Origin of the sequence: Massilimicrobiota sp. An142 (assembly GCF_002160725.1) — a bacterium.
Lineage (GTDB): Bacteria > Bacillota_I > Bacilli_A > Erysipelotrichales > Coprobacillaceae > Allocoprobacillus > Allocoprobacillus merdigallinarum.
On the sequence record NZ_NFLD01000009.1, the window covers coordinates 55,191 to 71,009 of the forward strand.

Sequence of the window (15,819 nt, forward strand, 5' to 3'; positions counted from 1 at the left end):
AATAATTCGAGAACAAAAAAACTAAGAGAATATTTTTAGAGGGTCAAATTTCATCATTTTTTTTGATGAATTTGGCCCTTTTTTGTCGTTTTATGAATTTATAGATGAAAACCATATAGTAGTTCCTAGTGGCATAGCCTTTGCCTTGTTGTGATATGTCTCGGAGGTGTTGGAGTAATAACATGAAGGGATTTCACACTAAAAAATGTTAAAAATACCTATATTTAATGTTAAATGGATTTTCAAACGACAATAACATAGATTAAAAACTATAGCATACCCCATACATTTAAAACGCTAAAAAATTAGATGTTAAATTTTTTTGAACTTGTATAATTTTTATTGACAATTTTAAATTTTACTTGTATAATTAAATTGCACAAAAGATGTGATGAAATAGGTTATATATTTAGGAGGAATATTATGGTGAACAAGGAGTTTAGTAACGTTATAAGGCAACTACGTAGTAACAATGGATTTACTATGCAAGAATTAGCAGATCAATTAGGAGTGACGAAAGGTGCAGTTAGCATGTGGGAAAATAAAGGAGTTGTGCCAAGAGATGACATTTTGATGGAAATATCCCAAAAATATAATATATCAATTGATAAATTACTTGGCAATCGCATTGATGCAACACGTGCTGAGAATAAAAAACTTTCATATATTCAACGTAATTTGGAACAACTTGATGATAAACAACTTCATAAGGCTGAACAAATGTTAAAGGTTGTTTTTGAAGATATATTTAATGATGATGAGGAGGAAGATGATGACTTGTAATGAAGTGGATAAACCTAATTTTAAGAAGGTATTGGAAAAAGCTAATGATATTTTAGTTTCTTCATATATGATAAATACTTTTCCATTTTCAGTTACGAAAGTAATAAAAGAGAAAACAAACATTGTTTGTAGGAGTTATTTAAAAGCAGGTATGTATGGAGTAGATATCAATGCATTTGGATCTAAAGATGCTATTTATCAGGTCTATAATGGTAAAGGTATTATCTTTTATAATGAGAAAATTCCTTGGAAGGAAAGACAACGTTTTAGTCTTAATCATGAACTTGGACATTATATAATGCAGCATGATTTAGATAATAAAGAAATGTATGATGTTTATGAGGTGGAAGCAAATTTCTTTGCTGCACAAATGCTAATGCCTGAGCAAGTAATAAATGAATTGCTAAAAAGAGGTAAAACAATTAATGAAAAAAATTTAGTGTCATGGTTTAATGTGTCCAAAGCTGCAGCTAGAAAGAGACTAGAAACTCTTCGTAAAATCGATTTTAATAATCGAACTTACGAAGAGAATATGGTTGATCAAAGTATATTGTTAAAATTTCAAACATTTATTGATTCAATTGCACCAAGAAAAGCTGATTATTACGATCCTTATTTTGAAGAAGAATTGCAACGAGAAAGAGACTCATGGATTTAATGAATGTTTTGATTTAGAGGAGGTGGTGTATATGAATGAAAAAAACACATTATTAGTTATTGGTAGTAACTAGATAATGTGCTTTATGACTCAAATATGTTATTTACATATATGATTAAGCAAGAAGATAATAACATATTTAAGTCTTTTATTCAATATATGATGAGATTATTGTCTGAGAATGAAGAGTATTTATAATTAAATATCGTTTTAAATATATAGTATTCAGAGGATAGTCACTTTATAAATTAAAAAGTTAGGAGGCTTAAAATGAAAAAAGCATTAGTTGTTGGATTAAATAATTATCCAGGATGTGAATTAGAATGGTGTGATAATGATGCCATTGCAATAAAAGAATTAATTGAATCAAATGGAGATGGTTCTCCAAATTTTGATGTGATTTCAATTATTAATAGTTGTTCTCAAGCTGATTTGAATATAGCGATTCAAAAGTTATTTGCAGATGATGCTGATATTGCTCTTCTGTATTTTTCCGGACATGGATATGGAGAGGGTGGTGGATATCTTTGTACAACTGACTTTTCTGAAGCTAATTATGGTGTAAGAATGACAGATGTTCTTATGTATGCGAATAATTCAAAATGTAAAAATAAAGTAATTATTTTAGATTGCTGTTTTGCAGCTAAAATGGGAGAATCTTTATTATTGAATAATAGTTCCGTTTTAGGTGCTGGAGTAACAATAATTGCTGCAAGTCAACCGTGGCAGACATCATCTGAGAATGGCAGTATACAACATGGGGTATTTACTGATTTGCTTATTCAGGCTTTAAAGGGTGGTGCTGCTGATATAAGTGGTAATATTACTCCAGCGAGTTTATATTCGTTTGTGGATCAATCCTTAGGAGCTTGGCAACAGCGTCCAGTTTTTAAAACAAATATATCCCAGTTTTTGCCAATCAGAACAGTAAATGCAAAGGTTCCAAGATGCATTCTTAGAAAATTATCATTATATTTTGAAAATGCAACTGATGAGTTTAAATTAGATCCATCATTTGAGTATACGAATACACCAAGTATAGAACACAAGGTTATAGAACCATATGCTAATCAAAAAAATGTTGATAAATTTAAAGAACTTCAATTATTTGAAAGTGTTGGATTAGTTGAACCAGTTGGGACAGAACATATGTATTTTGCTGCAATGGAATCTAAGGCATGCAAATTAACAGCGCTAGGTCTTCATTATTGGAGATTATCCAAAGATAAACGATTTTAAAAATATATTAGGAGGAAAAATGTAAATGAAAGTATTTATTTCACATAAAGATGTTGATAGTGCTCAAGCGTTGTTATTGAAGAAAGAATTTCAATCACTGGGTGTTGATGCTTATTTAGATGTACTTGATTCGAGCATAAAAAATGGAGGAAAATCATTAACAGAACATATAAAGAATCAATTGAACAATTGTACCGATATAATTATACTTATGTCTGAATCGACAAAAGAATCATGGTGGGTTCCTTTTGAAATAGGAATGTCAGCACAAATAGATATGCCTACTGCAACATTCTTGAAAGAAAACTCGACAGTCCTTAAAAGAAAGTGATAAAAACTTTATTTATAAGGATACCAGAATTAGAAGAAATATTGAAACCCCAATATTCTATGAAAACTTAAAAAAGGAGTTGAGATAATATTATGATTTACAATCTTTTTATTAGTCATTCATGGACATATAGTGATGCATATGAAAAACTTGTTGCTTTATTAGATAGCGATGCATATTTTGTTTATAAAAACTATTCTGTTCCAAAAAATGATCCGATTCATAATGCACGTTATGATTATCAGTTAAAGGAAGCAATTAGAAATCAAATGAAATATGCTAGTTGTGTTTTGATATTAGCCGGAGTGTACTCAACTTATAGTAAATGGATTAATATAGAAATTGATATTGCGAATGAATTAGGAAAGAAAATTATTGCAATTGAGCCTTGGGGAGCTGAGAAAACATCACTTGTAGTTAAACAAAATGCAGATGTTGTTGTTAAATGGCAAAAATCTTCGATTTTAAAGGAGATAAGAGGCTTTTAAAAGCTATATAAAAAGCATCAAATTGTTATGAAATAATCCTCCTTTATTTGGTCGTTCAAATAAAGGAGGATTACTTTTATTATGGCACACTTACAAGAGAAAAAATAATAATTTACAAAAAAGAAAAAACGATGAATTAAATTTTTCACAATCCAAAGAATATTGTTCAACGATATAACGTACATTATAAAGTATACCACTCTTTCATTATTTTGAGTTTCGCAAAAAGTTTTCTACATAAGAAAAGGATGTCTGGTTAAATGAAAAAACTTTTTTCGATTGGCAGTCATGAGGATAATTTGTTATGTACAAGAATAATATTTATCATAAATCTCATTGAGGATTTTGTTTAAGATACAGATGTATAAAGGAAACATATAAAACTAGAAGATAATTCTTATCTCATAAGTGAAAGTCCTACCCTACTGAATGTCAAATAAAGGAGGAAATCTAAACAAGTGTAAAATTGTGAAATATCGTGAGGAAGAATTATGGGGAATCTATATGCCTATGCTTAGGATGATCGAAGTAATTGGGAAAATTAATGTGAAGATAGTTGCATGTCAATAAAGATATTACGATGAAAATTCCATATAAATGGGCATTATGCTAAAGGGAATGTTGTTTAGTTATTAAATTTATAATTTTCCCAACATTCTTGAAAGTTATGTACTCAAATAGAATTCTTTGGGTATATAAAAAAGTATTTGTGAAATAATGAAGATATATGATAAAAATTAGAGAAAAATATGCATAAAAACTATGAAAAAGATAGGGAGCTAATCAAAAGAAAGCAAATTTGAATAGTACCGAGATTTAAAAATGTCCATAAAAATGAGCCACCTCTGTCTAGTAGACAGGTGAAATAATTAAAATTGTTGTTGATGAAGTTGTCGATGAGACAGCTTCATTTTCTTTATGTAGCTAATGTTGTTCTGTTTGTATAATATGTTCTCGTTTATATTTTATTATTCTCTGAAAGAAAAATCGTCATCATACTGGTGTGATGACGACATTAAACAAGTAACACTACTCGATTTTTTAAGTGAAATATTCAAATAAACTCTTTACTACTATTATTTCTAATGTTTGAGATTTTTTATAATGAATTTCATATCATAAAGCATTTTCATATTATTAAAACAGTGTTGAAAGTATGCTAAATCATTTAAATATTTTTATAATTATTTAATGCTTCCTTATATTCCTGTATTATTTTAATTCTGACTTTCTCAGGCTCTAAAACAATTACCTCATTAAGAAACGGAGCAAAATATGACTTAAATTGTAGTTCTGAACAATTGAAGTAATAAATTCCTTTTTCTTGATCACTTTCCGGTAATGGTATAGGTCTTTCTAGATATCTGGAATCGAATAAATCTTTACCCCTGTCTGTTAATATGACTTTATAAATTGTATTATTATTAATCGAAAACTGAACACCATTTAATTTCATTTTTTTGAATTGTTCTTCTATATCAGGTTGAAATGTTCGAACACTTGCATCAAGATATACACTTGTAATATTAAATATATGTATTGTGCTAGCGAAATATTCATTCGTTTCTTCTTTATAACCTTGATATAAAAGATAATTATATAGTCCTTCTTTAGAAGTGCAAATTTCTTTAGGACTAATAAATATTTTCTTTCCCGATTTTGTTTTTATACGGATATTTTGATTATTTTTGATTGCATCATTAATTTTATTTATTATACCTTTATAAATATTTTTTTCTCTCTCGCATTGAGGCTCTTTCAGATATGAGTAAATAATATTAGCTAAATATTCAGACTCACTTGCATTTTTTGGACAGGCATCAAGTATAAAGTCTAATTCATCATCATTTTTATTTTTTCTTATGTGTATCTTTTTTTTACGTTTTCGTTTGCTTTCACCATCTAAAATTGATGTTTCAGATATATATTTAGTAATTTTCCATGCAATATTTTGATAACTTATTTCACTAAAATCATGAACATTACTTTCAGTTGTGATTGCCTCCTGTATTTTCTGTTTTAAAGAATTTATATTATGGTTATAGTTTGAATAATGATTTATTATTATTTTTTTTATTATATCTGATTTATTTTTTCCTGTTTTAAATAATTTTTGATCTTCAATTATTTTCTCATAAGCAATAGGATCTAAGTATATGGTAATTTGATTATCTGTCATTTCTTTCTCCTTTCAACCCATATTTTGTAGGTGCTTATATATACTATTTTATCTAATTATTATATTTATTCAATATATTTTGTGGGTGCATTGAAAATATAAATAACCATATTAATATTATTTTAAATAAAATATAATATAGGTATAGACATTATTAAAGAAAGGAGGATAATAAATGGCGACACACCATGGCGGAAAGATTGGAAAAGCAGCTAAGACTTTAGCGAATAAAAAAAGTAGTAAATCTGCAAAATCTAAAGCTGGGGCTACTTTAGCTAACCACAAGCATAAATGTCATTAGATGTATTATTTTTAAGCAAAGAGAGGTGATTGATAGTGTATAAAACAGGAGAAAAGCCAGGTAAGGGAACTTACGTCTGCACAAAATGTGGCACAGTTGTAACATTAGATGATACTAATGATACTTTACCACCATGTCCAAAATGTCATAATGTAACCTATCGTAAAATATCATAAGGCAACTCATTTGTATGGATATAGTAAAAACATTATTAATTCTTTAACAATAACTAACTAATCTATTTATGTTTTACCCAATACTTTATGTAAAGTTTCTTTTTATAGATAGCTTTGTTGATAATAGTATTGGGTAAAACATAAGCTTGAATATTTTTAAGTTTAATAGAACAATACTAGTTATAAAATAAAAAAATTTACATATCACTTATTTAATCTAATAAATACTATAAGTTGAAAGAAGGTTTTAATTTGATAAAAGATCAATACAGTCTATTAGAAAGTTTAGGAGAACAAGTATATTTTTTACAAAAATCAATTGAGGAGTATGATTCGGGAGTAATAATAGAAGCTAAAAGGATAGCTACGATCTTAAGAATTTTATTTCATCATACAAGTAAAAGTAAAGCACTACTTTATTTATTAGATGACTTAGACAAAACATATTTTCTTAGTACTTCAGTTCCTTATTCAGAAAATAATCTATTAACTCATTTTGGACTTTTGAATCTCCGTGCTTCCAATGATGGAGCTAAGATGAAAGCAAGATTATCAAAAGATATTACCTTTAGCCGATGGGTAACATTTGACATTTGGTGGAATGAAATCATTATCAAAGATGAAAATTCACAAACATATACTAGAAAACAATTGATAACGAAAATTGCAAATACTGATGGTGGCGCTCATGTAGATGACAATACCACATTATCTTATGAAAATCTGAAAACTGGAAAGGGAACAGGATGGTATTTTAAAGGATCAAATTCTAAAATTGAACAACATATTAATAGTAATGTTGCGTTTGAATCAATAAGAGAAATTGCTTTTGAAGTACTTCATTCATTGAAAAATAAGTACCCTATGTTAGATATTAAAATTTTTTAAAATAACACTTTAACAACTGATTATTTATGGAAAGTTAATGATTAATCAAAAATGTGACAATATGCTGAATGATAAATTTGAACTGATTTTCTAAGCAAAAAAAACGTTATATTTTAATCAAATTAATCTTGAGGGTATTAAATTAAACGAATTAAAAAGTAAGTGAATTTATGTATTTTGGTATATGACGGACGATGTGGCTTTAACTAGCGGTTTGATGGTGGCTATCATATAATAAACAGAGTGGCTCTCGCCACCCAATATATACATATATTCGACTGCCAGATTTATTGTCCAAATTAGAGTTGTCAAGAATACAAGGAACATATAAAAATAAAATCAAACAATAAGAAAAATGCAATCTTCTTATTCTTGATGAGTGGCTGTTAGTTAATACAAGCAACATTGAACATCAAGATATATTGGAAGTATTGGAGAAAAGATACAGAATGCATTCAACAATATTATGTTCACAATTTGATGTAGGAGGATGGCATAGCAAGCTAGGTGGTGGTGCATTAGCTGATGCTATAATTGATAGAATTATACCAAAATCACATACAATAAAGATACTAGGTGATAAATCAATGAGAAGTCGATAAAAAAAGAATCCTGATTTAACAAGAATCAGGATTTCATTATTGATTAGATTCATCGGAATGGCTGGTCAGCTCAATCGGAATGATTGGTCAACTTGAGCAGAATAATCAATAAGTAAGCATAAGGAGCAAAGAATATGAAACAAGGTAAAGTCATACTTTTTGATATTATTGTTGGTGTTATTGTTTGTTTAATATGTATCAGTTTTTCAGCAAAGGATATGATTGTTCAAACGGTTAATGAAGGAGCTATTGGTCATGCAGTAGCCATTCGTATTATGGATGACGTTGATGAAGCCTTTCCTGATACACCTATTGATACATTGATTGATATTCAAGAGTCTCTTGGAAATTCAAAAGCACTTGATACAATAACAGGTAAGTATATAGATGCAATGAGTGATGCTATATCAAACAATCAAGTTCCTCAATATCCAGATATTTCAAATGATTTAGTCGCATTAGCTAATGAAACGATTAATACAATAGAAAATCATTTAAATATTGAAATAAGTGAATCACAGCAACAAGTTATTCTTTCACAACTTCTTGAAAAAAGTCAGGATATTGAATCATCAATTCAAACGTATATTGATTCTCTTATAAATACAAGTTATTTACCTGATGTTCAATCAATGCTTATGAAGATGTATCAGTTTATAACATCTTGAATCTTTAGGTTTATTCTTTTGATTGTTTTGATTATTAGTGTTTATTTGATTGTTTCTTGGAAACAATCACTGAATAAAATCATGATGCATTTAGGCATATACCAGTGTTCATTGTGGGAATTGTTGTTGCATGGGTCATTCCAAGTATTGCTCAAAGTATTGGATTTGAACTTACAAATCATTTCTTAGGGAGAGCAATGTACATCAATACAGGCATGATGCAGATTATAGGGATGATAGTGCTTGTTATAGTGATTGTTTTGGTATTGATATTAAAGATTATTCAAAGACAAAAACAACCTGTTTAAAATGTATACTAATTTGTCAGTTTTCTAATCAGTATTTATTCAAATTCATGGACATTTTATATGATCAAGCAAAATATTAGTAAAAAGAAACTTATCTTTATAATAATATTATTAAATGCATGTTTGATAGGAATGGATAATGATGTGTTTAACCTTCAAATGCCTTATGATGATATTTCTGCCTTATCTGTGAAATCACATGTTATAAATAAAGTGATATAAATATAATATATTGATAGATAGTTCATAGAATTATTTGAACAAGTACAAACTTTTACGTTTTATTATCTAATATTTGAGTAATTATGTAATAGAAATAATGTAATGTAAAAAGAATTTGAGCATAATTTATATGATAGTATATTTTATTTTGTCAAAGTAATGATATGTTTTAATTATTTAGATAATTTGATAAAAAACATTATAAGCAATATCTAAAAAATATTTCAAGTTATATTTTTGTTGCCTATTTTGTTAAAAAGGCTTTTCATTTCACCTTTTTTAAGTGACCTTACAAATATTTATTTCGTTACAGCCCCTAGTATTCTATTTAAATAAAAAAATGAAAATTTATGTTTAGAATTGATATGTCATTTGTCAAATAAATAAGATATAATAAGTAATATAGATGAGAGTGTGGTGTGACGATGAATAATTTATTTGATATATTGCCAGAAAATTTTTTTAATATCTTTTATAAGAATAAAAGAATTATGAGTGACTGTCTTTTTATACTCTATGATTATATGAAGGAGGATACTGCGTTTGCTTCGTTGAAGGAAAATGTTATTTTTGAATTAACAAAGTATTTTAATAATCATATTGTTGAGATAGATGATATAGAAAGTCATGCTGCTAAAGATAAAGCATATTATGTTTATCGACGTTTTAAAGAATGTAAATGGATTACAGAAGAAGTAGGAAATAATTATCAAATTTATACAAGTTTTGAAGATTATGCTATTGTAATTTTAGAAGCTTTTATGAATCTAGATAAAGACAGTGATGTTGAATATTCTAGTATGGTTTATGGTATATATAAGTCTTTTATTAATTTCGATGTTGAAAATGGTCATAAAACATTGGAAGCAGAATATAGCCGTACTAAAGAAGTGATGACAAAATTAAAAAATCTAAATACAAATATTAAACGATATATTAAGAGACTCTTAAAAGATAATATGAAAAATAATTTAAATGATATATTAAATGCTTTATTAAGTGATTATCAGGTTAAGATTATTGATAGGGCATTTTATAATTTAACAACACGAGATAATCCGGTTAAATATAGAAATAGTATTATTTCACAAATTCAAAGGATAAGAGATAATGAAATATGGGCAGATACTATTGTTAGAAATATCATGGTTACCAAAGATATTGATTATAATGAAGCTTATGATCTTTTTGACCAACAAACTTTATATATTCTTGAGGCTTTTGAAAATATTATGGATTTGATTAATGAAATTAGTCGTAAAAATGAAAGGTTTGTTGCTGCGGCAACAAATCGAATCATGTTTTTGATTAATGTTAAGGAAGATATTGGTGGTAAGATTAATGAACTCATTAAAGAAGGGCAAAGAGATGCTACACTTTTTGAAGATATTACGCATATATCAATTAATAAGTATTTAGACGAAGAATCATTATACACACCTAGACAACCAAGAAAATCTATGGAAGTTGAATTGATTATTGAACCGCATCTAGATGAGAATGTACGAGCAGAAGCTTTAGCAAAAATGAAATTGAATGCAAGATATACAAAGATTTCAATTGAAAAAAATATCTTAGAAATATTAAAAGATAATCATGAAATTTTAGGATCTCAATATTATGAAGAGAAAAAAGATATCTCGCTTTTTGTTTTAACATGGTTATATGGGTATAGTCAAAATGCAAAATATCAAATTGAACCACTTGATAAAGTAATTATAAAAGATAAATATCAATTTAGAGATTTTATTATACGAGGAGTCAAATAAATGAATAAAAATGAATTAATGAATAAGGTATTACAAGAGTATACGAGTCTTTCTGATATACAAAAAGATAAATTTTCTCGTATTGCTAATAGATTATTAGCAGTTAATTATCTATGTGGTGGTAGAAAGAAAGATCGTGATGATTATTTTTTTATCCAAAGCAATGAACAATTATTCCAATGCTTTTTTGCTATATTAGATTATAAATTTTATTTAAAGAAAGTTGACAGTATTGCTTATATCAATAATAACCAAAACTATAATCATCTTTCTATTAATCAACTCTATTCTGTTATTCTTCTTTTATTAAGAAAATTATATTTTCAAAAATCATTGGAATTGCAGGATACAGACTTTATTAATATAACATTAGGTGAATTGCATGCAGAAATTGAAGCTACTGGACTGTATGATAGGCGTATTACAAAAACTGAATTAAAAGACGCATATCAGTTTTTATCTCGATACAATATATGTGAAAGAATTGGTGAATTAAATGATGATGATACACGCTTGATTATTTATCCAACTATAAATTATATTTTACCTGTTACTAAAATTGATGAACTTACTAATCGTATAAATAACTACAAGAAGGGAGATAATAATGAAAACATTAACCAAAGTGAAGTTGATTAATTGGCATTCATTTACCAATGAGTCATTTGAAGTTTATCACAATACTTTGATGACTGGAGAAAATAGTGCAGGAAAATCTACAATATTAGATGCTATACAATATGTTTTGACTGTTGGAACATGTAAATTCAATAAAGCAGCTAGTGATATTGGAACAAGAACTTTAGAATCTTATATTAGATGTAAAACTGGAAAAGAAGGTCAAGAATATGAAAGAAATGGGGATGTTTCTTGTTATATTGCTTTAGAGTTTTATGACGAAAAAACAAGACAATATCAAGTGATAGGAGCGGCTATTGACTTGATGAGAGGTAGTAAACCTATTCGTGATTTCTTCCAAATTATTAATACGCAAATTAAAGATGTGACTTTTATCTTGGATGACAAAGTCCTCACGAGAAAACAGTTTAAAGATATATTAATACAAAACAAACAAATAGCTTATTTTAAGGATACTATAAAAGAAGGTAAAAGATTATTTGCTAATGCACTAAGTGTTAAACCTAAATATTTTGAATTGGTTTCACGTGCATTGGCTTTTAAAGCTATTGATAATGTTTATAATTTTATTATGGACTTTTTATTGAAAGAGGATTATGTTGATATTAATAATTTAAGACAAAGTATTCAACATTATCAGCAACTAGAAGAGCAACTTAAAGTTAGTAAGGTTGAATGTGATGCACTTGCAAAGATTGCAAAGCAATATGATGACTTTGCAACAATGGAATTTAAGAAAGAAGTATTATTATTTGTTAGAGAAAAAATGACTGAAAAGCATTTATTACATTTGATAGAACAGGATAAGAATAATGAAAAGAATTATAATGCAAAAGTTAATCAACTAAACTATAAACTGATACAGATTGACACACAATATGAGTCTTATAGAAAACAATTAGATGTACTGGAAGACTCAATGCAACAAAATGAATCTTATCAATTAAGAAAAAATTTAAATGAAAAATTTAAAGAACTTGATAGAGAAAAAAATAAGAATGAAAATAAATATAAAGACGTTATTCAAAAAATTAAAGATGAAGCAAGACTATTAAAGAAGATAAATGGACAAAATAAGTTTATTGATTATGTCAATAACTCTCAATATGATGGTGAAGTACTAAATGAGCATATACAAAATGTAATTCATTATATTAAAGAAAGAAAAAATAAATTATATAAAGATATTCAAGATAAAAAAATTCATTTGAAAGAGAATATTGATGAATACAATGATATTTTAAACAAATATAATGCATTAAAAAATAATCAATTTAGCTATAAAAATGAAATTCAGGAGTTGATTAATCTCTTAAAAGAAAAACTTTTTATGCATTATGGAAAACATGTTGAAGTAAAACCATTATGTGAATATTTGGAAGTAAAAGATGAAAGTTGGAGAAATGCTCTTGAGGCTTACTTAAATACACAGAGATTTGATATCATTATTGATCCAGAATATTTTGAATATGCATTACTAGTATATGAGGAATATAAGAATAAAAGAGGAATTTATGGAGTAGGAATTGTTGATGTTGCAAAATTAAAAAAATATGACGATATTGAAATTGATGGTACGTTAGCAAATCAATTAATCTGTAAAAATACATATGCTAAATGGTATGTCAATATGTTATTGAGATATGTCAAATGTGTAGATGATGCCAGAGACTTACGCAAGCATAGAACAGCTATTACTCGAACAGTTATGTTGTATAAGAACTATACAGTGCGTGCGTTAAATCCACGATCTTATAAAGTTCCTTTTATTGGATATAATGCTATCAAGATACAAATGAAACAACTAGAAGTCCAATTAACTAATTTAAAAGAAATCATTGATAAAGAAAAAAAGGACGTCGATCAACAACAAAAGATTTTAGATTTGATTAATCAATCTCAAGCAGAAAGTATTTCTTTTCAAATAGACATTATAGATGAATATCAATCTATAGAAAAGCAGTTGCATGACATCAAAACACGCTTAGATAATTTAAAATTAGATGACTCTATCTTTGCGTTGCAAGAAGAATACGATAAATTGAGTGAACAATTCAGTTATATTAGAACTCAAAAAAGAGAAACAACAGAAGAAGTTGGAAAAATAAAAGATCAATTGAAATCTATTAAACATCAACTTGAGCAAAATCAAAAAAATCAGCAAACTATTCATGAAAGTATTGTTCAATATGAAATGGATCATATTGATATTACTCAACAAACTGATCAATGGGTCCGAGACTATGAAAAACGTTACTTTAGAGATTTTCAAAGCATTTTTAAATCTATAGATCAATGTGAGTCACAATATGATAAAGATTTATCAACTTCGAAAAATAATATTGTCTTTATGATGAATAATTATAATAATGAGTTTAATATTGGTTTTGAAAACTCATTGGATGATATACAAAGTTATTTAAAAAGATATTTTCAATTAAGAGATATGGATATTATTGATAAGACAGAAAAAACTAGACAAGCTAAACTCAAGTGTGAAGAATCATTTAAAACATCATTTATTTCTGGATTAAATGAAAAAATAGAGAATGCAAAAAGAAATATCAATGCTTTAAATAAAGGATTATCACAAAGAAATTTTAATGGCGAGACATATGAATTTATTGTAACAGCAACAAAAAAAGAAAATTTCAAAGAATATTATAAAATTATACAGACTGGCAAGGAATATATGACAGATAATCTTTTGTCTGAAACCTTGAATGATGGCCAACGACGTGTTATGGATGAATTATTTGCTAAATTATCATCAGTTGAAAATGACAAAGAAACTGATAAAACGTTAATGGAATATACTGATTATCGCAATTATTTGGATTATGATATCAAGATTAATTATGATGATGGATCGTTTGCTTATTTTTCAAAAGTTAATAAAGAGAAATCTGGAGGAGAAACACAAACACCTTTTTATGTCATTATGGCTGCAAGTTTTGAGCAAGTTATTCAAAATCAAAGACAAAATGAAGATTTTGGATGCGTTGTTCTCTTGGATGAAGCATTCAATAATATGGATGAAAGAAGAATTCAAGAGATGATTAAATTTTATAATGAAAGAGATATACAAACGTTTATTATTGTTCCTCCATCAAGAGCGGCAACTATTATTCCTTATGTAAATACAAGATTGTTAGTAATTAAACAAGATAACCATTCTTTTGTGGAAGTGATTACTGATGAAAAATAAACAATTCCAAATTTTAAATAGATTACTTGATAAATATGAGAATAGTGCGTATTTTAAAGGAACATCGTCTAAAAAAAGACGTATTACACTTAAGCTTTATAAAATGTTTCCTGATTATGGAAAAAGTGACCATTATTTAGAAACAGAGACAATTGAAAATGAAGTAGAAATTTTATTGAAATTAGGATTTGTTACTGAAGGGAGAAGTAAGGATTTTGGAAATCGTGAAATTGTACTAAATACAGATGAAACAGTGATTGATAGCATATATCAATACATAGGTAGAGAGAATTTAAAACAGTATAGAACTGTATTCTTGAATGAAATTAAAAAATGTCAAGCAAGTGGTTTTATCAAGGATTTTCTTCAGGAAATTGAAAAAAGAACTTTAGAATATCAATCATTAGCTCCCTATTTAGAAACCAATTCTGTTTCTGAATTACATGATATAATTCGCATACTAGATGCAATGATTAACCAACAAGAAGAAATATCATTTCGAAGGTTTTCCGTTATGACTTTGCAAGATTCGAAAAAATTGGAATTATATAAAAATAAGATTTATCATATTGCTCATGATTTTTATGATGATTCATTTGATAACGAAAATGAAGTTTTTGAACATTTTGGTATTATGAGAAATCCTTCAATGATTTATGTTAAAGGTCATATGAGTTTTCAAATTCATAATCAAATGATTAATCTTGAAGATTTTGATAATCAATTTGCATTTTTTTCTGAACATATTAACCACTTAAAAATACAATGTATTAACGTGAAAAATGTAATAACAGTAGAGAACTGGACATCATTTCATGATTTAAAATTAAATGATTCATTAATCGTTTACTTAGGTGGATTTCATAATTCGATATTGAATGAATTTTTATTTAAATTATATAACTATTTAGGAAATCAAGTTAAATATCTCCATTTTGGCGATATTGACGCTGGAGGATTTTATATTTATTTAAACCTTATTCAAAAAACGGGGATTCCTTTTCAAACGTGGAAGATGGATATTTCAACTTTAAAACAATATGAAATGTATACGAAGCCATTAACACTAAATGATAGAAATAGACTTCTTAAATTGAAAGAAGAATATAATCAACCGGTTATTGATTATATGTTAAAGAAAAATATTAAGTTAGAACAGGAAATTATAACTTTTGATTAATAATTATTTATTATTAATAAGGTTTTGAAACAGTATAGCTCGTTTACAATCAAAGTAAGAATGACAATATTTTACATTTTAATCTTTTATTGGACACTGAAAAACTTGGTATTTTCATTCATTTGGAGATTAAGTGTATTTGGAGAATATTTTATGATTAAAGACTTCCGTTTTATTTGT

15 protein-coding genes and 1 pseudogene are annotated in these 15,819 nt (G+C 27.1%); 15 read left to right on the forward strand and 1 reads right to left on the reverse strand.

All coding sequences use genetic code 11. The features are described 5' to 3' along the window. The first annotated feature begins 423 nt into the window (after positions 1–423). The 5 genes from B5E87_RS05775 (at position 424) to B5E87_RS05795 (ending at position 3,499) form a co-directional block, all read left to right on the forward strand. Positions 424–783 carry a helix-turn-helix domain-containing protein gene (locus tag B5E87_RS05775; protein ID WP_087243979.1) on the forward strand — a complete coding sequence of 120 codons (360 nt, stop codon included), beginning with the start codon at positions 424–426 and terminating at the stop codon, positions 781–783. Continuing rightward, positions 773–1,441: an ImmA/IrrE family metallo-endopeptidase gene (locus B5E87_RS05780; RefSeq protein WP_158095561.1), complete on the forward strand. Its 669-nt coding sequence runs from the start codon at positions 773–775 to the stop codon at positions 1,439–1,441. The genes B5E87_RS05775 and B5E87_RS05780 overlap by 11 nt, the downstream gene beginning before the upstream one ends. 270 nt (positions 1,442–1,711) lie before the next feature. Further along, complete coding sequence (locus B5E87_RS05785) at positions 1,712–2,680, forward strand: caspase family protein (protein WP_087243981.1); 969 nt, start codon at positions 1,712–1,714, stop codon at positions 2,678–2,680. 25 nt (positions 2,681–2,705) lie between these two features. Then, positions 2,706–3,011 (forward strand): toll/interleukin-1 receptor domain-containing protein, encoded by a 306-nt coding sequence (locus tag B5E87_RS05790; protein WP_087243982.1) that lies wholly within the window; start codon positions 2,706–2,708, stop codon positions 3,009–3,011. Positions 3,012–3,103: 92 nt separating this feature from the next. Then, positions 3,104–3,499 (forward strand): TIR domain-containing protein, encoded by a 396-nt coding sequence (locus B5E87_RS05795; protein WP_087243983.1) that lies wholly within the window; start codon positions 3,104–3,106, stop codon positions 3,497–3,499. A 1,168-nt stretch (positions 3,500–4,667) separates the two neighbouring features. Here the strand turns inward: B5E87_RS05795 and B5E87_RS05800 are convergent. Further along, entirely contained in the window at positions 4,668–5,678 is a 1,011-nt protein-coding gene (locus B5E87_RS05800; RefSeq protein WP_087243984.1) for a WYL domain-containing protein, read from the reverse strand. Positions 5,679–5,853: 175 nt separating this feature from the next. On the opposite strand from B5E87_RS05800, the gene B5E87_RS15530 reads away from it, so the two are divergent. The 10 genes and pseudogenes from B5E87_RS15530 to B5E87_RS05845 all read left to right on the forward strand — a co-directional run bounded on the left by B5E87_RS15530 (position 5,854) and on the right by B5E87_RS05845 (position 15,639). Continuing rightward, on the forward strand, positions 5,854–5,979 hold the full coding sequence (locus B5E87_RS15530; RefSeq protein WP_275112296.1) for a hypothetical protein: 126 nt from the start codon (positions 5,854–5,856) through the stop codon (positions 5,977–5,979). 35 nt (positions 5,980–6,014) lie between these two features. Further along, on the forward strand, positions 6,015–6,155 hold the full coding sequence (locus B5E87_RS05805) for a zinc ribbon-containing protein (protein ID WP_087243985.1): 141 nt from the start codon (positions 6,015–6,017) through the stop codon (positions 6,153–6,155). Positions 6,156–6,407: 252 nt separating this feature from the next. Beyond that, positions 6,408–7,043 (forward strand): hypothetical protein, encoded by a 636-nt coding sequence (locus B5E87_RS05810; protein ID WP_087243986.1) that lies wholly within the window; start codon positions 6,408–6,410, stop codon positions 7,041–7,043. 365 nt (positions 7,044–7,408) lie between these two features. Next, positions 7,409–7,645 (forward strand): annotated as a pseudogene (locus B5E87_RS05815) (ATP-binding protein); the annotation flags it as partial. Positions 7,646–7,779: 134 nt separating this feature from the next. Further along, positions 7,780–8,313, forward strand: a complete 534-nt coding sequence (locus B5E87_RS05820) for a hypothetical protein (protein WP_087243987.1) — start codon at positions 7,780–7,782, stop codon at positions 8,311–8,313. A gap of 113 nt (positions 8,314–8,426) precedes the next feature. Beyond that, positions 8,427–8,621 carry a hypothetical protein gene (locus B5E87_RS05825; protein ID WP_087243988.1) on the forward strand — a complete coding sequence of 65 codons (195 nt, stop codon included), beginning with the start codon at positions 8,427–8,429 and terminating at the stop codon, positions 8,619–8,621. A gap of 647 nt (positions 8,622–9,268) precedes the next feature. Beyond that, positions 9,269–10,612 carry a Wadjet anti-phage system protein JetA family protein gene (locus B5E87_RS05830; RefSeq protein WP_087243989.1) on the forward strand — a complete coding sequence of 448 codons (1,344 nt, stop codon included), beginning with the start codon at positions 9,269–9,271 and terminating at the stop codon, positions 10,610–10,612. Continuing rightward, entirely contained in the window at positions 10,613–11,251 is a 639-nt protein-coding gene (locus B5E87_RS05835) for a DUF4194 domain-containing protein (RefSeq protein WP_087243990.1), read from the forward strand. It abuts the gene before it with no gap. Then, a complete protein-coding gene (locus tag B5E87_RS05840) occupies positions 11,220–14,459 on the forward strand; it encodes an ATP-binding protein (RefSeq protein WP_087243991.1) in 3,240 nt (1,079 codons plus the stop codon). Before B5E87_RS05835 ends, B5E87_RS05840 begins: the two co-directional genes overlap by 32 nt. Further along, on the forward strand, positions 14,449–15,639 hold the full coding sequence (locus B5E87_RS05845; protein WP_087243992.1) for a Wadjet anti-phage system protein JetD domain-containing protein: 1,191 nt from the start codon (positions 14,449–14,451) through the stop codon (positions 15,637–15,639). The genes B5E87_RS05840 and B5E87_RS05845 overlap by 11 nt, the downstream gene beginning before the upstream one ends. The last annotated feature ends 180 nt before the right edge of the window (positions 15,640–15,819 follow it).

Coding starts and splice junctions, on each gene's coding strand:
- B5E87_RS05775 (WP_087243979.1), top strand. CDS start 424: ATGGTGAACAAGGAGTTTAGTAACGTTATAAGGCAACTACGTAGTAAC.
- B5E87_RS05780 (WP_158095561.1), top strand. CDS start 773: ATGACTTGTAATGAAGTGGATAAACCTAATTTTAAGAAGGTATTGGAA.
- B5E87_RS05785 (WP_087243981.1), top strand. CDS start 1,712: ATGAAAAAAGCATTAGTTGTTGGATTAAATAATTATCCAGGATGTGAA.
- B5E87_RS05790 (WP_087243982.1), top strand. CDS start 2,706: ATGAAAGTATTTATTTCACATAAAGATGTTGATAGTGCTCAAGCGTTG.
- B5E87_RS05795 (WP_087243983.1), top strand. CDS start 3,104: ATGATTTACAATCTTTTTATTAGTCATTCATGGACATATAGTGATGCA.
- B5E87_RS05800 (WP_087243984.1), bottom strand. CDS start 5,678: ATGACAGATAATCAAATTACCATATACTTAGATCCTATTGCTTATGAG.
- B5E87_RS15530 (WP_275112296.1), top strand. CDS start 5,854: ATGGCGACACACCATGGCGGAAAGATTGGAAAAGCAGCTAAGACTTTA.
- B5E87_RS05820 (WP_087243987.1), top strand. CDS start 7,780: ATGAAACAAGGTAAAGTCATACTTTTTGATATTATTGTTGGTGTTATT.
- B5E87_RS05830 (WP_087243989.1), top strand. CDS start 9,269: ATGAATAATTTATTTGATATATTGCCAGAAAATTTTTTTAATATCTTT.
- B5E87_RS05835 (WP_087243990.1), top strand. CDS start 10,613: ATGAATAAAAATGAATTAATGAATAAGGTATTACAAGAGTATACGAGT.
- B5E87_RS05840 (WP_087243991.1), top strand. CDS start 11,220: ATGAAAACATTAACCAAAGTGAAGTTGATTAATTGGCATTCATTTACC.
- B5E87_RS05845 (WP_087243992.1), top strand. CDS start 14,449: ATGAAAAATAAACAATTCCAAATTTTAAATAGATTACTTGATAAATAT.